At 69.3% G+C, this 15343-nt stretch carries 16 protein-coding genes; 9 read left to right on the forward strand and 7 right to left on the reverse strand.

Annotated features, from left to right (window positions below):
* Positions 1-158: 158 nt before the first annotated feature.
* Entirely contained in the window at positions 159-809 is a 651-nt protein-coding gene (locus tag LI336_RS16585) for a hypothetical protein (RefSeq protein WP_227134279.1), read from the forward strand.
* An 87-nt stretch (positions 810-896) separates the two neighbouring features.
* Here the strand turns inward: LI336_RS16585 and LI336_RS16590 are convergent, their stop codons facing one another.
* Both LI336_RS16590 and LI336_RS16595 read right to left on the reverse strand, forming a co-directional pair.
* Complete coding sequence (locus LI336_RS16590) at positions 897-2597, reverse strand: thiamine pyrophosphate-binding protein (protein WP_227134280.1); 1701 nt, start codon at positions 2595-2597, stop codon at positions 897-899.
* Complete coding sequence (locus LI336_RS16595; RefSeq protein ID WP_438267301.1) at positions 2594-2923, reverse strand: EthD family reductase; 330 nt, start codon at positions 2921-2923, stop codon at positions 2594-2596. Before LI336_RS16595 ends, LI336_RS16590 begins: the two co-directional genes overlap by 4 nt.
* 196 nt (positions 2924-3119) lie before the next feature.
* On the opposite strand from LI336_RS16595, the gene LI336_RS16600 reads away from it, so the two are divergent.
* A complete protein-coding gene (locus LI336_RS16600; RefSeq protein WP_227134282.1) occupies positions 3120-4667 on the forward strand; it encodes a phosphoenolpyruvate carboxykinase in 1548 nt (515 codons plus the stop codon).
* Positions 4668-4701: 34 nt separating this feature from the next.
* Here the strand turns inward: LI336_RS16600 and LI336_RS16605 are convergent, their stop codons facing one another.
* Positions 4702-4896 carry a hypothetical protein gene (locus LI336_RS16605; RefSeq protein WP_227134283.1) on the reverse strand — a complete coding sequence of 65 codons (195 nt, stop codon included), beginning with the start codon at positions 4894-4896 and terminating at the stop codon, positions 4702-4704.
* 220 nt (positions 4897-5116) lie between these two features.
* Between LI336_RS16605 and LI336_RS16610 the strand changes: the two genes are divergently transcribed.
* Positions 5117-5293, forward strand: a complete 177-nt coding sequence (locus LI336_RS16610) for an HEWD family protein (RefSeq protein ID WP_227134284.1) — start codon at positions 5117-5119, stop codon at positions 5291-5293.
* A 25-nt stretch (positions 5294-5318) separates the two neighbouring features.
* The gene (gene cutA / locus LI336_RS16615) at positions 5319-5669 is read left to right on the forward strand and encodes a divalent-cation tolerance protein CutA (RefSeq protein WP_227134285.1); all 351 of its coding nucleotides are present in this window, start codon (positions 5319-5321) and stop codon (positions 5667-5669) included.
* A gap of 9 nt (positions 5670-5678) precedes the next feature.
* Here cutA and LI336_RS16620 read toward each other — a convergent pair whose 3' ends face one another.
* Both LI336_RS16620 and LI336_RS16625 read right to left on the reverse strand, forming a co-directional pair.
* Positions 5679-6266, reverse strand: coding sequence for a hypothetical protein (locus LI336_RS16620; RefSeq protein ID WP_227134286.1), 588 nt, complete (start codon positions 6264-6266; stop codon positions 5679-5681).
* Positions 6267-6491: 225 nt separating this feature from the next.
* Positions 6492-7229, reverse strand: coding sequence for a metal-dependent hydrolase (locus LI336_RS16625; RefSeq protein ID WP_227134287.1), 738 nt, complete (start codon positions 7227-7229; stop codon positions 6492-6494).
* A gap of 202 nt (positions 7230-7431) precedes the next feature.
* Here LI336_RS16625 and LI336_RS16630 point away from each other — a divergent pair, with 202 nt between their 5' ends.
* From LI336_RS16630 to LI336_RS16640, 3 genes are all read left to right on the forward strand, one after another.
* Complete coding sequence (locus LI336_RS16630) at positions 7432-9729, forward strand: DHH family phosphoesterase (protein ID WP_227134288.1); 2298 nt, start codon at positions 7432-7434, stop codon at positions 9727-9729.
* A gap of 100 nt (positions 9730-9829) precedes the next feature.
* On the forward strand, positions 9830-10249 hold the full coding sequence (locus LI336_RS16635) for a DUF5796 family protein (RefSeq protein ID WP_227134289.1): 420 nt from the start codon (positions 9830-9832) through the stop codon (positions 10247-10249).
* Positions 10249-10500, forward strand: a complete 252-nt coding sequence (locus tag LI336_RS16640) for a DUF7508 domain-containing protein (protein ID WP_227134290.1) — start codon at positions 10249-10251, stop codon at positions 10498-10500. The genes LI336_RS16635 and LI336_RS16640 overlap by 1 nt, the downstream gene beginning before the upstream one ends.
* A 27-nt stretch (positions 10501-10527) precedes the next feature.
* Here the strand turns inward: LI336_RS16640 and LI336_RS20240 are convergent, their stop codons facing one another.
* The gene (locus LI336_RS20240; protein WP_264475520.1) at positions 10528-10662 is read right to left on the reverse strand and encodes a DUF7128 family protein; all 135 of its coding nucleotides are present in this window, start codon (positions 10660-10662) and stop codon (positions 10528-10530) included.
* A gap of 119 nt (positions 10663-10781) precedes the next feature.
* On the opposite strand from LI336_RS20240, the gene LI336_RS16645 reads away from it, so the two are divergent.
* Positions 10782-12998, forward strand: coding sequence for an AAA family ATPase (locus LI336_RS16645; protein ID WP_227134291.1), 2217 nt, complete (start codon positions 10782-10784; stop codon positions 12996-12998).
* A 205-nt stretch (positions 12999-13203) separates the two neighbouring features.
* Here LI336_RS16645 and LI336_RS16650 read toward each other — a convergent pair whose 3' ends face one another.
* A complete protein-coding gene (locus LI336_RS16650) occupies positions 13204-13887 on the reverse strand; it encodes a protein sorting system archaetidylserine decarboxylase (protein ID WP_227134292.1) in 684 nt (227 codons plus the stop codon).
* 205 nt (positions 13888-14092) lie between these two features.
* On the opposite strand from LI336_RS16650, the gene LI336_RS16655 reads away from it, so the two are divergent.
* Complete coding sequence (locus LI336_RS16655; RefSeq protein WP_227134293.1) at positions 14093-15337, forward strand: inorganic phosphate transporter; 1245 nt, start codon at positions 14093-14095, stop codon at positions 15335-15337.
* Positions 15338-15343 lie beyond the last annotated feature (6 nt).

Below are 15343 nucleotides of genomic sequence, written 5' to 3' on the forward strand. Positions count from 1 at the left end.
CCGAGTTTTAAACGCAACGACTGAGGCGTGGAATATCCGGAATTGCCATCGAATATGGTTAGTGGAGGAGCTGTCGGCTGTATCCCCGCCCTGAAGGGCGGGGTTTTAGCCTTGTAACTTCCATAACGTTAATTGCCCGGAGGGAGGCGACTCGCACGATGACGACCACCGACGTCGTCGACAGACCGTCCGAGGCGGTCGCCGTCGCGGAACGATACCGACGACGGGAGCGTCCGTTGAGTGCACTCATCGTGTGCCTCGTCGTCTCGGCGTTCCTCGGCACGTACGTCGTGACGTCGCTGGTCCCGGCGACCGTGGTCGGTGCAGCACTGGCCGTTGTCGCGCGCGCCCCGGTCCTTCGGTCGCGTGGGACCGTGCGGCTCCGAACGGACGACCCCCCTGACGCCGTCGTCGACGCGTTCGCTGGCCCAACCCCGCCAGTGCTCGCGTTCCAGTGGGGAATCGCGGACGAGGTACGACCAGGGACGGACTCGGTGACGTACGAGACCACGTACCTGTTCGGCCGACGCTCCGTCGAGGTCACCGTCGAGTCGCACACGGAACGGACGTCGACCGACGCCCGATGCGTCGAGTTGGTGGTCACGGCCGCGAACCGACCGTGGGCGACGTACACGGCGACCGTCCGCGAACGCGACGGCGGAACGGTCGTCGACGTCGAGTACGCGTCGACCCGGCGCTTCGGGCTGCGGCGACTCCCACAGCAGTGGGTCGCAGAACGCTACCGCGAACGAGCGCTCGCGGTGCAGGGATACGTCGTCGTCGACCGCGACGCACACGTCGGGCGGTGACGCAACCGCGCGGGACCCAGCGGTCTGAGCCGTCGCCGTGCGGTATCACGGGCGGGCGTGCGGTCCCCGCTTACCGCATTGGGGCGGTCACTCGTGGAGGCCGCCGACCTCGTCGTAGAACGACGAGGCGAGCTGGTCGGCCATGTCCTCGTCGCGGTCGATGCGGACGTCGACGACCGTCGGCGTGCTCGCGGCTTTCGCGTTCTCCAGCGCGGGCACGAGGTCGTCGGGGTCGGTGACGCGGACGCCGCGCGCACCCATCCCCTCGGCGACCTTCACGAAGTCGGTGTCGTGGAACTCGACGCCGGGAATCTGGTCGTCCATCTGGCGGACCATCCCGAGGCTCGTGTCGTTCAGGACGACGAACGTCGGCGCGACGTCGTGGTCGACCGCGGTCTCGACGGCGGTCATCGTCATCGTGAACCCGCCGTCGCCCGCGACCGCGATGGCGTCCTTCCCGAGGAGCGCGGCCGTGACCGCCGCAGGTTGCGCCCAGCCCATGCCGCCGACGCCGCCGGAGCCGTAGTACGACCCCACGGAGTCGGTCTGGAGGTAGTTCAGGAGCCAGAAGCGGTTGTTCCCCGAGTCCGCGGTGACGACCGTGTTCTCGTCGACCACCTGCTCGATGGCCTTGCACGCACGGTGGGGCTTGATCGGGACGCTATCGCTCTCGCACTTCTCGACCGCGAAGTCCTCGCGCGCTTCTTCCGCGCGGTCGAGCGCCCAGTTGCCGTCGTCGCCGCTCTCCCCGTCGCCGGTCGCGGCGAGCGCGCGCAGCGTCTCCGCGGCGTCGCCGATGAGGCCGACGTCGGCGGGGTACACCCAGCCCGCGTTCCGGGTGTCGATGTCCGCGTGCAGGATGGTCTGCTCGTCGGGCCGGATGAACGACGCGGCCTGCCAGTTCGTGTCCATCGGGTTCATGCGACAGCCGACGACGAGCAAGGTGTCGGCCTCGCTCACGACCTGGTTCGCGCCCTCGTGGCCGAACGACCCGATGACGCCCGCCGCGCGCTCGTCGGTCTCCGCGATGGTCGCCTTCCCCAGGTACGAGGTCGCGACGACCGCGTCGTACGCGTCCGCGACCGCCTTCAGTTCCTTGTACGCACCCGCGGCGTGCACGCCGTTCCCGGCGATTATCACGGGCTTCTCCGCGGCTTCGAGGTGGTCGACCGCCGCGGCGACGTCCCGGTCCGTCGGCTGGCTCTCCCAGTTCTGGACCTGCCGCTGGTCGTCCCAGACCGGCGGCGTCGCGTCCTCCGGGAACTCGTCGCTCACCGCGTCCCCGTCCAGGATGACGGCGGTCGGCCCGGGTCGGCCCGCCGTCGAGTGCTTGAACGCGAGCTGCACCGACCGCACGGTCTCGGTCGCCGACCGCGGGAACCACCACTCCTTCGTGACGCCGTCGAGGATCTTCGGCAAGGAGAGGCCGCCGTAGTCGCCGCGGGACTGCTGGTAGGGCGCGAGCGTCGAGTAGTCACCGCGTTCGGACGCCTCCGTGAGCGTCACCATCGGCGAGGACGCAAGGCGAGCCTCCATCTGGCCCATGTTCCCGAGACTCCCGATCCAGGGGCCCTGTCCCGCGAGTACGGCGGGCGTACTCGTCATCCGCCCGTACGCTTCCGCCATCTGGCTCGCCTCGCGTTCGTCGCGCGGGCGCACCACCTCGACGTCGCTGTCGCCGTGCGCGATCGTCTCGAAGAGCTCGATGACGCGCCCGCCTGGATACCCGAAGACGTACTCGACGTCGAGCGCGTCCAGGGTCTCGACGACGCGTTCGGCCGTGTTCATGCCGCGTCCCCTCCCGAATCGTCCTCCGTGTCGTCGAACTGGACGGTCTCCTCGACGTACAGCGTCGGGCCCTCGTCGGGCTTCGCGAAGTGCTCGAGGTCCGCCTGGACCTCGCGCCCGACGTCGGACTCGAACGCCGCCTGCAGGTCGCCCATGTCCTCGAAGTAGAGTTCGACGACGCCGTCGTACTCGCTTCGCTCGGGGTCGGTCGGGACGCTCGTCGCGTACTTCTTCGCGTGCGGGAGGTCCTCTGCGAGCGGGACGTGCTCCTCGTACCAGTACTCGACGAACTCGTCGTGGGTCAGGTCGTCCGCGCGGACGAGCATGTTCACAAGCTTAATCATGCGCTGACTGACGCAGAGCCGTGACTTACACGTGACGGTCGCTGGCGGTCCCGTCGCTCGATTCGGACCGCGGGATGCCATGACGGGGTATCGCGATGGTTTCGCGGTCGAAGCCACCGCCTACCCGCACGATACATCCAGCATATTTATACAGCATTACGCAATCTAATCAATCACGATGTCAGACATGGGGATAGAACACCCTGCGACCGTCACGCGACGGTCGGACCTTCCGGACCCGCGGTCGGCGCCGAACGTGACGTACAACCCGTCGCTGTCCGCGCTCCGCGGGGCCTCCTCCCACCTCGAGACGACGACCGAGTACGACTCGCCGAGTTACGTGAGCGAGTGCCGCTCGCGGAGTGCCGCACAGACCAAGACCACGGTCGACGACGACTTCTCGCCCGCCGACTATCGCGTCGTCGCCGACGCCGTCGACCGCATCGGCGAGGGCGAGTGGGTGTGCCTCGACCGCCGGATGGGGCGTCACGACGACGCCTCCTCGATCTGCCGGCTGTTCGTGCCACGCGAGTACGGCCGCATCGCGCTCGCGTGGGGGAAGCTCTTCGAGCCCCTCGACGTCCCCGAGGACGAGACTGTCGACCCGGACTACGTGACGGTCCAGGTCCCCGACGCCGACGAGGTCGCCATCCGCGTGCTCGCCGAGGAAGGCATCACGGCGGTCGTCGGGAGCGACTACACGGGCGAGGCGAAGAAGAGCTTCCTCCGCCTGTTCATGTGGGACGCCAAGCGGAAAGGCGGCCTCGGACTGCACGCGGGCTCGAAGCGCGTGACGGTTCGCGACGACGCGGGCGACCTCCAGACGAAGGGACAGGTGTTCCTCGGGCTGTCGGCGACCGGGAAGTCGACGCTGACCGCGCACGGCCTCTGGCTCGACGAGGACGCTGGCGAGTCCGCGACGATGCTCCAGGACGACGTGTGCGCGCTCACGCCCGACGGCGAGGTCGCGGGCAGCGAAGGCGCCGGCCTCTACATCAAGACCATCGGCCTGGACCGCGACGAACAGGAGGCGCTGTACGACGCCGCGACCCACGAGTCCGCGGTCCTCGAGAACGCCGCCGTGGACGACGACGGCACCGTGCACTTCGACGAGGACCGGTACACGACGAACTCGCGCGCGGTCGTCAAGCGCGAGCACCTCTCGAGTGCGGCCGACGACATCGACCTCGGCGGCGTCGACCAGGTGTTCTTCATCACGCGCAACCCCCTGATGCCGCCGGTCGCGAAGCTCGACGAGGCCGCGGCCGCGGCCGCGTTCATGCTCGGCGAGTCCATCCAGACGAGCGCGGGCGACCCCGACGCCGCGGGCGAAGCCATCCGCGTCGTCGGGACGAACCCCTTCATCATGGGGAGCAAGGGCGAGGAAGGCAACCGCTTCCGTGAACTCGTCCGCGACCTCGACGTCGAGTGCTACGTCCTCAACACGGGCTGCGTCGGCACCACCGACGACCCGCAGGACGTCGGCGTCCGCGAGTCCGTCACCATCCTCCGCGAGATCGCGCGCGGTAGCGTGGACTGGGAGCACGACGACCGCACCGGCATGACCGTCCCCAGTCACGTCCCCGGTATCGACGTCGACGAGTACTGCGTGCCCGACCACGTCGACGACTACGAGGCCGCCGCCGCGGAACTCCGCGAGGAACGCCGCGAGTACCTCGCCGAGTTCCCGGAGCTCGACGACGACGTCGTCGACGCCGTCTACTGACCGCAGGCGTCGCCGCTTCGCTGCTTGACTCCTCTCATCCGGACCGCGAGTACCACGTCGCGCCGAGCGCGAGCGCCACGGCGGCGAGTGCGATGACGAACGGGAGGGGGCCGTCGGCGAGGCCGTCGAAGCTCCAGCCGCCGAACGCGGCGCCCGCGAGGGCGACGACGGCGACGAGCGCACCGACGCCCTGGAGGAGCCGGGAGTCTGACTTGCCGGCGCCGGGCATCAGCGACGCACCTCGTCGGGGGACCAGTGACTTCCCATACGCAGAACGTGTCTCTGTTCCAACATCAGTTTTTCGACGGTCAGTGACCGTCCGGGCCGCGACCTGTCGCTACGCGACCACGGTCCGTCCTCGAGGGACCGACCCGGGAGCGGGCGCGTCGCGTCGACGAGATTCGCCGCGACGGTGAACGTTCAAGTTCACGCGGCGACGACGCACTGGCATGGCCGAACTACGGAAACCGGACGAACGCGAGTGCGAGCGCTGCGGTCGAACGGAGGTCTGGGACGACGACCAGGACACGTGGCGCGTCCCCGACCAGGACGACGCGACCGCAATCGGCGACGTGCACTGCGTGCACGAGTGGGACATCGACGGGTCGTTCCGCCCCATCGAGTAGCGATGCGCGCGAGGACCGACTGACGATGCCGACCGCGTACGTCACCGCGCCGCCGGACGCCGCCGACGAACTCGCCACGGCGCTCGTCGAGGAACGCCTCGCTGCGTGCGTGAACCAACTCCAGTGCCGCTCCACGTACCGCTGGACCGACGCGGAGGGCGGCGACGCCGACGGCGACGACGCCATCCAGCGCGACGACGAGGTGATACTGCTCGCGAAGACCACCGACGACCGCTACGACGAACTCGAAGCACGCGTCGAGGAACTCCACCCCTACGACGTCCCGTGCATCGAGCGGTTCGACGAAGCAGGCCTGCTGGACGCGTACGGCGACTGGGTGGCTGAGGCGACGGCATCGTCCGACGACGGCGCGTAGAAGAGCCGGTCAGTTCGGGACGCTGGCGTCGACGCGGTCGGCGAGGTCGACGGCCATGGCTTCGAACCGGCGGGGGACGTCGAAGCGGGCGTCGGCGCGGAGGTCGTAGTCGAGGTCGGGGCGCTGGCCCTCCCAGGTCTGCTGGGGGAACAGTTCGGGGAGTTCGTACTGGCCGAGCGCGCGGTCGGCGCGCTTGACGGCGCGGTACTGCTCGTCGCTCGGCGGGGAGACGTCGAACGCCGCCCAGACGGCGTCCTGGATGTCGTCCTCTATCTCGCGGTACCCCGGGAGGTGGCGCTTGAGGGGGCTGGGGACGTCCGTGACGTACGCTTCGGCGGCGTCGTGCAGGAGCCCGTAGAACTGCACTCGCTCGCTCTCGCCGGCGCGCTTCAGCTCTTCCGTGACGTGGATGGAGTGCAGGGCGACGCTGTAGAAGAACGCGGTCTGGCCCGCGCCGCGGCAGACGTTACTGAGTCCGTGCGCGAGGTCCTCGAGCGCTATCTGCTCGGGTGCCGGGTCGAGCGGTCGGAAGGACCGACCGGTGTGGGTGCTTATGGCTTCGTCCTGGGCCGCCGTATCGTCGACATGTAGTTCCATAGAGAATCACCGTTTTCACCTTCTCAATACCTTGCAGCAATTAAGGGTTTCGTCGCCGGAGGGCTTCGGCAGGCGCTCCCGTGGGGACGCGTTACCGTGGGGATGCGGTCCCGTGCGAGACAACTGAAGCGACCTCCAGCGACTCGGGTCGTTCGACCAGGTGAACGGACTCCAGAATAGACGAGCCGGAAGAGGGGCGACGCGGGAAGTCGTCGACCGCTCCAGTCAGTCCATGAGGTTCTCGCTGAGGTCGAACGTCTCGTCGCCCGCGAGGACGTGCACCTCGGCGTCGCTCCCGGTCGCCTTCACCTCCTTCGCGAAGTCTTCGGGGTCCTGCTCGATGGGCGGGAACGTGTCGTAGTGGATGGGCAGCGCGTGGTCGACGTTCAGCCAGTCGACCGCGATGGCCGCCTGCCAGGGCCCCATCGTGAAGTGGTCGCCGATGGGGACGGCGACGACGTCCGGTTCGAGGAACGGCCCGATGACGTCACGCATCTCCGTCATCAGCCCGGTGTCGCCCGCGTGGTAGAACGACACGGACTCCTCGTCGCTGACCTGCGTCGGCTTCGTGTCCGAGATGACGAAGCCGGCGGGCATCCCGCCGCTCGTCCCGTACCCGGTCTCCATCCCGTTCGTGTGGTCCGCGCGATGCATCGTGACGTACGCGTCACCGCACTCGACGGTCCCGCCGATGTTCATCCCCATGCCGCCGACCGCCTCGTAGTCGCCGAACTCGTCGCGACAGTACTCGACGACCTCCGGGGTCGCGACGAGCTTCGTGCCCTCGTACCGGTCGACGTCCCCGATGTGGTCCGCGTGGCCGTGCGTGAGGAGGACGTAATCAGGGTCGAGTTCCTCCGGGTCGGTGTCCGTCTTCGGGTTGTCGAAGAACGGGTCGATGAGGAGGCTGGTCTCGCCGAGTTCGACACCGAACGTGGAGTGACCGTACCAGGTGATTTCCATGGTCGTCCCGAGATACGCCTGCACGTTCCGTAAAGGTTCGCGACGAGGAAGCGCCGATAAACGGTCCAGTCCCGCTCCGTCGGGCGGTCTACCGCCCGACGACCGGAGCGCAGGCGCGTCCCCGCGACCGATCGAGCGGGGTTCGTCGACCGCGAGCGGTTTTCGACAACAGTTTTAGGCCGGGTTCCCTCTACCAGAGCAAATGGGTAACTGTATCATCTGCGGTACGTCCGTGGACGGGCACATCTGTCCGAGTCACGAGGAAGACGCCGTCTTCGAGTTCGAAGGCAGCAACCCCGAACAGCTCACGCCCGGTCGCTACTACGAAGGCACCGTCGACGGCTACGCCGAGTTCGGTGTGTTCGTCGACATCGGCGACCACGTCACCGGCCTCCTGCATCGCAGCGAGCTCGACCGACGACTGGACTCCCTCGACTGGGAGCCCGGCGACACGGTGTACGTGCAGGTCACGGACGTTCGCGACAACGGGAACGTCGACCTCGGCTGGTCGATCCGGCAACGCAAGCGCGAGTTCCGCGGTCACCTCGTGCAGACGCCCCAGGGCGACGAGCTCCCCGACGCGGACGACGAGGACGACGACCGCCCTTCTGAGGGTGCGTCGCGCTCGGGGAACACCGAGACGCGCACGCCCTCCACGGCGGACGCCGAGCCCGAACGGACGACCGAGTCCGACGCGCCGAGCGCGGGCGAAGCCGAGAACGACGATCAGGTGACGACCGACGCCGACCCGGACGCGGGCGCTGCCCCTGCGACGGAGCAGGACGAGGCAGACGAGGCGGCCGACGCGGACGGCGACGACGCGGACGACGCCGAGGCGGACGACGCCGAGCACGGTGACGACGCGGTCGCTGCCGAGGCCGACGCGGACGACGCCGAGGCGGACGACGCCGAGCACGGTGACGACGCGGTCGCTGCCGAGGCCGACGCGGACGACGAGGCCGACGAGGCCGACGAGGCGAGCGAGGAGCTGTCGCGGACGACGCTCGAGGACGTCGCCGACGACGTCGGGCAGGTCGTCCGCGTCGAAGGCGAGGTCGTGAGCATCCGGCAGACCTCGGGGCCGACGGTGTTCGAGCTGCGCGACGAGACCGCGGTCATCGAGGCGGCGGCGTTCGAGTCCGCTGGCGTTCGTGCGTACCCCGACGTCGAGGTGGACGACGTGGTCCGCATCGACGGCGAGGTCGAACGTCACAACGGCGACCTCCAGATCGAGACGGAGGTCCTCGACGTTCTCGAAGGCGACGAGGCGGACGCGGTCCGCACGCGCCTGGAGGACGCGCTCGCTGCGGAAGCCGACCCGGGCGAGGTCGACCTGCTCGCGGAGCACGAGTCCGTCGCCGCGGTCGGCGACGAGATCCGTGACGTCGCGGCGACCATCCGGCAGGCCGTGTTCACCGGGCGACCGGTCGTCGTCAGGCACACGGCGACGGCGGACGGCTACGCCGCCGGTGCGGCCATCGAGCGCGCCGTCCTCCCGCTCGTCCGCGAGGAGCACGCGCGCGACGACGCCGAGTATCACTTCTTCGAGCGCCGCCCGCTCGACGACCCGTTCTACGGGATGGACGCGGCGACGGACGACGTCACCGAGATGCTCTCGGACCGCGAGCGTCACGGCGAGCAGTTCCCGCTCGTCGTCCTCGCGGACGCCGGCTCCACCGCGGAGTCCGAGGAGGGCTACGAGTTCCTCGACGTCTACGACGTGGAGCGCGTCGCGGTTGACGCGACGACGCCCGACGAGGGCGTGCTCGACGGGCTCGCGGCGTACGTGAACCCGCACACGGCGGGCGTCGAGGAGACCGTGACGACGACCGCGCTCGCCGCGAACGTCGCGGCGCACGTGAACGAGAGCGTCCGCGAGGACCTCGCACACCTGCCCGCGGTGAGTTACTGGGAGGACGCGCCCGAGGGGTACGTGGACCTCGCGCGGGACGCGGAGTACGACGTCACGGACGTCACGGAGCTCCGGCAGGCGATCGCGCTGGAGGCGTTCTACCAGTCGTACAAGGACAAGCGCGAACTCGTGGACGACCTCCTGTTCGGTCGCCGCGAGGGGCTCTCGGGTCACGTCAGCGACCAGTTCCGCGAGAAGATGGAGAAGGAGGTCGAGACGGCGCGCCGGAACCTCACGGAGCGGACCGCGGAGGGCGTGACGTTCGCGGTCGTGGACACGGACGCGTTCTCGCATCGGTTCGACTTCCCGCCGGAGGCGCTGCTCGTCGACGAACTCCATCGCGCGCTGCGCGACGAGTACGACGAACCGGTCGTCACGGTCGGGATGGGCCGCGACGACATGCGGCTGCGGTCCCAGGAGTCCCTGGACGTTCGCCGGGTCGCCGAGCAAGCAGAGGGTGCGGCGCCCGAAGCCGGTATCGAGGTCGTCGGTGGCCGCGAAGGCCACCTCGAGTACCTCGCTGGCGAGCGCGACGCGGTCCTGAACGCGGTCGTCTCCGCCATCGCGAAGACGTTCAAGCCGGCCTGACGCGGGCTGCGGTCTGACTCGCGGCGGTGCCGTGAGACGGCCGTGGTATGGGCGTCGTGAAACGGAGTGGTTTTTGCGTGCGAACGACGTATCCTCCAGTATGACTTTTCGAGCTGACGTGGCGCCGTCGACGCTCGGCGTGGAACTCACCGAGGACGGCGTCGTCGTCGAGTACCTCGACGGACGAACGGTGTTCTATCACGGGCCGCCGGAGAAGGCCGAGGGGTCGGTGCGGGCACCGCCGGGGAAGCTGACGCAGGTGCTCGTGACGGACCCGACGGAGACCGAGGGCGTCCTCGTGTACGTGAACGACCGGAACACCGCGGAGGACATCCTCGAGGATACCGGGGTAGGGCGCGTGATGCTGGAGAACGACGAGGAAGAGGAGTTGTTCCCTGGTGTGACGGTGCGCGCGGAGGCGTACGCGGTCGAGGTGGAGGCCGACCCGGAGACCGCTCGGGGCCGCGTGTTCGTGTTCGCGGAGGACGAGATGAGTGAGCACGCGTACGAGATCGTTTGATGCCGCTCCGGAAGCAGTGGCGTGCGCTCGACCGGTCGGCGGTCGGCGCCGCACCCGACCGTCTCGGCGTGTACGAGCTCGGCGACGACGACGGTGTCGTCCTCGAGGTCGGCTGGGGCGTGCTCCCCGACGAGTTGAAGGACGCTTTATCGTACGGGCCGCGCGGTGCGACGCAGGTCCGCTGGAAGACCGCGCAGACGCGCGAGCAGGCCGAGGAGCTGGCGGCGGAGCACCGCGAGCGCGCGGACTGACGGTCGTCGCGCTCGCGCCGAGGCGAGCTACTGGATGTAGGAGGGGTCCTCGGCGTCGCAGTTGGCCTCGTGCGCGTTCGCGTCCCCCTGGTCGTCGAACATGAGGCCGCAGGCGTCGCACTCGTACCACGTCTCGCCGTCGCGCTCTGTCTCGCTGACCATACCTAGGGCGACAACGCCCTGCGACAAGTGGTTTGTCCCGCTCGAACCGCGCGTTCGGCCCGAGCGAGGGAGTGGTCCGTCCCGAGCGATTCAAGTCAATTCGGCGAGAAAAAAGCCCTATGAGTACGGACGGCGACGACGGCGTGAGGTTGACGGTGCGGGCGGCGGAGAAGCGCGACGCTGGCCGCGGCGTGGCGCGGCTCTCGGAGGCCGCGCGTCGAGAGCTCGGTATCTTGAGCGGCGACACGGTCGTCATCGAGGGGACGCACGTGACGGCGGCGAAGTTCTGGCCGGCGGACGCCGACCAGGACGAGGGCACCATCCGCATCGACGCGGACACGCGGACGAACGCCGGTGCGAAGGTCGGCGACCTGGTGACGGTGACCGCGCGCGAGGTCAACGACGCGCAGTCGGTGACGCTCGCCCCGCCGAGCTCGATGGGGTCGGTGCCGTCGGGCGTCGTCGAGCGCGCGGTCCGCCGGGACCTCGACGGCCGGCCGGTGTCCGTCGGCGAGCACGTGCGACTGGAACGCATCAGTCAGTCGCCGTTCCACGTGGTCGAGACCGTCCCGGACGGCCCGGTTCGCGTCGAAGGCCACACGAACGTGAGCGTGCGGAACGAGGCGTTCGACGCCGAGAGCGACCCGACGCCCGGCGCGAGCGACCCGGACGGCGGCAGCCAGCGGGCGGCCTCGGGGAGCGCCGACGCCGCCGAGGACGCGGACGGCGACGAGGACCAGTCTGGCGTGACCTACGAGGACATCGGTGGCCTCGAGGAGGAGTTAGAGCGCGTGCGGGAGATGATAGAGCTCCCGCTGAGCGAACCAGAGCTGTTCCAGAAGCTGAACATCGACCCGCCGCGGGGCGTGCTGCTGTACGGCCCGCCGGGGACGGGGAAGACGCTCATCGCGAAGGCGGTCGCGAACGAGGTGAGCGCGGAGTTCCACACGGTCTCCGGGCCGGAGATCATGTCGAAGTACAAGGGCGAGTCGGAGGAGCGCGTCCGCGAGGTGTTCGAGAAGGCTCGCGAGACCGCGCCCTCCATCATCTTCTTCGACGAGATCGATTCGGTCGCGGGGAAGCGCGACGACGACGGGGACGTCGAGAATCGCGTCGTCGCCCAGCTCCTCTCGCTGATGGACGGTCTGGAATCCCGCGGTGACGTGGTCGTCATCGGCGCGACGAATCGCGTGGGCGACATCGACCCGGCGCTCCGCCGGGGCGGTCGGTTCGACCGCGAGATCGAGATCGGCGTGCCGAGCGAGGCCGGGCGCCGGGAGATCCTCGACGTCCACACGCGCGGGATGCCCCTGAGCGACGACGTGGACCTGGACACGTTGGCGTCGCGGACGCACGGGTTCGTGGGCGCGGACCTGGACGTGCTCGTGAGCGAGGCGGCGATGCACGCCATCCGGAACCGGCCCGCGGAGGGCGAGGCGCGGAAGGCGTGGAGCGACGACCCGAGCGTCGCACGCGCGAACTTCGAGGGGGCGATGGCGGAGGTGGAGCCGTCGGCGATGCGCGAGTACGTCGCCGAGCAGCCGAACGTGACGTTCGCGGACGTCGGCGGGCTGTCGACGGCCAAGCAGACGCTAGAGGAGGCCGTGGAGTGGCCGCTGTCCTACGGGCCGCTGTTCGAGGCGGCGAACACGAGTCCGCCGTCGGGCGTGCTCCTCTACGGGCCGCCGGGCACCGGAAAGACGCTGCTCGCGCGCGCGCTCGCCGGGGAGAGCGGCGTGAACTTCATCGAGGTGAAGGGCCCCGAGTTGCTCGACCGCTACGTCGGCGAGTCCGAGAAGGCGGTCCGCGAGCTCTTCCATCGGGCGCGACAGGCCGCGCCCTCGATCGTGTTCCTCGACGAGATAGACTCGGTCGCGAAGTCCCGCGAGGGCGGTGGTGGTGGCGGCGGTGACGACGTCACGGACCGCGTCGTTTCCCAGCTCCTGACCGAACTGGATGGGCTCGCGGACAACCCGAACCTGGTCGTGGTCGCGGCGACGAACCGCAAGGAGGCCATCGACCGCGCGCTCCTCCGACCGGGTCGCCTCGACACGCACATCGAGGTCCCCGAGCCCGACGAGGCGGGTCGCAGGGAGATCCTGAAGGTCGTCGCGAAGGGCCGCCCGCTCGCCGACGACGTCGACCTGGACGCGCTCGCCGCCGACCTCGAGGGGTACTCGGGCGCGGAACTGGACGCGCTCGTCCGGGACGCGTCGATGCGCGCCATCCGCGAGATAGCCGAGGGCCGACCGCCCGAGGAAGCCAACGAGATGGGCGACGAACTCGAGATCACGGTCGCGCACTTCCAGGCGGCACGCGAACGCATCCAGCAGTAGCGTCCACGGGACGGGGTGAACAGTTTCGGTCGTCCTCGACGCGGGGACCGGAGGCCTCTTGTACCGACGCCGTGGACTAGGAGACGACGGCACGGCCGCTCGGTGAAATGCCCGCGTGCATTTGACACGCAACGCTACAAGACCCGACTGGCCTACCCCGTCGATTCTACGACGGTGAGCGACGGCGCTCGCACGTGGTACGGCACTACTGGCTCGCTGTGTCGTCGGTGGACGTCGCGGCGGTGTCGCGAGCGAGGAGGGTGCGGCCGGCGACGCTCCGGTCGCCCTCGTCGACGAGCACGTGCGTCTCGTCGAACCGCGGCGGGAGGAGGACGTCGACGCGCGAGCTGAACGCGATGTGCCCGAAGCGCTGGCCGGCGACGAGTTCGTCGCCGGCGTCGACGTAACTGTGACAGCGGCGGGCGACGGTGCCCGCGATCTGCGTGATGCGGTACGCTTGCTCGTCGTCCGCGTCGTCTGCGGTCGATTCGCTGAGGTCGACGTGCAGGCGTTCGTTGCGTTCGGCTTCCTTGGTGAACGCGGGCATGTGGCCGCCGGGGACGTGCTCGACGCGTTCGACGGTGCCGGGGAGCGGCGCGCGGTTCACGTGGACGTCGGTGACGTTCATGAACACGCCGACGCGCACGCGCTCCCGGCCGTCGTCGTCGGTCTCGGTTCGGACGACCGACACCGTGCCGTCCGCGGCCGCGAGCGCGGCGTCGCGGGCCGCGCCCGCCGAGGGGACGCGTTCGGGGTCACGGAAGAACGCGAGGACGAACCCAGCGAGTGCCAGCGCGACGAGACTCGCTGGCGGGAACACGACGAGGAAGACGAGCGCGAGCACAGCAGGGACGGCCGCATAGTCGTAGGCACCGGGCGCGAGTCGCATACTCGAACGGCCGGACGGCATCCGGGAAGGCGTTTCGGTCGGGCGACCAGACCGGCTGCCCCTGTTGAACCAGTAGACGAGCGGCCGAGAGCAGGACCAGGCCTCGCACCGCCGGGCAACGTCCCTGATGGCCGCGATGTAGGGCGACGGGAATCGCCCCGGGGATTATATCCGACGACCGTGAGACCTAGCCGAATACAACAAGATGGTGTCAGTGCTAGCCGTCGCGGGTATCCTCGTCGCGGTGTTCGTCGGGTTCAACATCGGTGGGTCGTCGACGGGCGTGGCGTTCGGGCCGGCAGTCGGGTCGCGCCTCGTCCGGAAGGCGACCGCGGCGACGCTGTTCGTCGGGTTCGGGTTCCTCGGCGCGTGGACGGTCGGCCGGAACGTCATCGCGACGATGAGCAGCAGTATCGTCCCGGCAGCCCAGTTCACGCCGGTCGCGAGCGTCGCCGTCCTGTTCTTCACTGGGCTCTCGCTCCTCGTCTCGAACCTCTACGGGGTGCCGGCGTCGACGTCGATGACGGCCGTCGGCGCCATCGTCGGCCTCGGGCTCGCGTCGGACACGCTCAATCAGGCGTTGATGTTCGTCATCGTCTCGGCGTGGATCGTCGCGCCCCTGATTAGTTTCGCCATCGGGCTCGTCGTCGGACGCTACCTCTACCCGTACCTCGACCGGTACGTCGCGTTCACGAAGTTCGACCTGCACTTCATCCAGCTCGACCGCTCGGGGCGGATTCCACGCCCCCACTTCAATCGGAACGCGTCGGCCCAGGACGTCGTCGGCTCGCTTTCAGTGGTCGTCATCGGCTGCTACATGGCGTTCTCCGCCGGAGCGTCGAACGCCGCGAACGCCGTCGCGCCGCTCGTCGGCGAAGGCGGCACCCTCACCGTCGACCAGGGCGTGCTGCTCGCGGTGGCGGCGTTCGGACTGGGGAGTTTCACCATCGCGCGTCGCACCCTGGAGACGGTCGGCGACGACATCACGGAACTCCCGATCCTCGCGTCGCTCATCGTGTCCGTCGTCGGCGGGACCGTCATCACGATCCTCTCCTACGCCGGGATTCCCGCGAGTCTCGCGGTGAGTACGACGTCGACGATCATCGGCCTCGGCTGGGGTCGCGCGAGCCGGGCGGCGACGCTCGCGGAGCTGGCGACCCCGAAGCCCGACCGGAAGAATCTGGACGTTGCGACGGGTGCGCTCGTCACCTCGCGCGTCGAGGAGGCGCCCGCGAGTCCGACCATCGGAGACATCGCGCGACACGAGGAGCCGCCGGAGACGCCCGACGAGGTACCCGACGTCCCCGAGGTCGGCTCCGAGGGGCCGGCGGAGCTCGACGAGAAGAGCCTCTTCGACCCGTCGGCGGCCAAGCGCATCGTGACGATGTGGGTGTTGACGCCGTCGATGGCGGTCGTCGCCTCCTATCCGGTGTTCGAGTACCTGCTGTGAGCGCCG

Origin of the sequence: Halorubellus salinus, assembly GCF_020567525.1 — an archaeon.
Lineage (GTDB): Archaea > Halobacteriota > Halobacteria > Halobacteriales > Natrialbaceae > Halorubellus > Halorubellus salinus.

What these genes read in the sequence shown, in the direction of transcription:
- LI336_RS16640 (WP_227134290.1), top strand. Translation starts at nt 10,249, where the DNA reads ATGCCGCTCCGGAAGCAGTGGCGTGCGCTCGACCGGTCGGCGGTCGGC.
- LI336_RS20240 (WP_264475520.1), bottom strand. Translation starts at nt 10,662, where the DNA reads ATGGTCAGCGAGACAGAGCGCGACGGCGAGACGTGGTACGAGTGCGAC.
- LI336_RS16590 (WP_227134280.1), bottom strand. Translation starts at nt 2,597, where the DNA reads ATGAACACGGCCGAACGCGTCGTCGAGACCCTGGACGCGCTCGACGTC.
- LI336_RS16645 (WP_227134291.1), top strand. Translation starts at nt 10,782, where the DNA reads ATGAGTACGGACGGCGACGACGGCGTGAGGTTGACGGTGCGGGCGGCG.
- LI336_RS16600 (WP_227134282.1), top strand. Translation starts at nt 3,120, where the DNA reads ATGTCAGACATGGGGATAGAACACCCTGCGACCGTCACGCGACGGTCG.
- LI336_RS16610 (WP_227134284.1), top strand. Translation starts at nt 5,117, where the DNA reads ATGGCCGAACTACGGAAACCGGACGAACGCGAGTGCGAGCGCTGCGGT.
- LI336_RS16620 (WP_227134286.1), bottom strand. Translation starts at nt 6,266, where the DNA reads ATGGAACTACATGTCGACGATACGGCGGCCCAGGACGAAGCCATAAGC.
- LI336_RS16630 (WP_227134288.1), top strand. Translation starts at nt 7,432, where the DNA reads ATGGGTAACTGTATCATCTGCGGTACGTCCGTGGACGGGCACATCTGT.
- cutA (WP_227134285.1), top strand. Translation starts at nt 5,319, where the DNA reads ATGCCGACCGCGTACGTCACCGCGCCGCCGGACGCCGCCGACGAACTC.
- LI336_RS16605 (WP_227134283.1), bottom strand. Translation starts at nt 4,896, where the DNA reads ATGCCCGGCGCCGGCAAGTCAGACTCCCGGCTCCTCCAGGGCGTCGGT.
- LI336_RS16635 (WP_227134289.1), top strand. Translation starts at nt 9,830, where the DNA reads ATGACTTTTCGAGCTGACGTGGCGCCGTCGACGCTCGGCGTGGAACTC.
- LI336_RS16655 (WP_227134293.1), top strand. Translation starts at nt 14,093, where the DNA reads ATGGTGTCAGTGCTAGCCGTCGCGGGTATCCTCGTCGCGGTGTTCGTC.
- LI336_RS16595 (WP_438267301.1), bottom strand. Translation starts at nt 2,923, where the DNA reads ATGCTCGTCCGCGCGGACGACCTGACCCACGACGAGTTCGTCGAGTAC.
- LI336_RS16650 (WP_227134292.1), bottom strand. Translation starts at nt 13,887, where the DNA reads ATGCGACTCGCGCCCGGTGCCTACGACTATGCGGCCGTCCCTGCTGTG.
- LI336_RS16585 (WP_227134279.1), top strand. Translation starts at nt 159, where the DNA reads ATGACGACCACCGACGTCGTCGACAGACCGTCCGAGGCGGTCGCCGTC.
- LI336_RS16625 (WP_227134287.1), bottom strand. Translation starts at nt 7,229, where the DNA reads ATGGAAATCACCTGGTACGGTCACTCCACGTTCGGTGTCGAACTCGGC.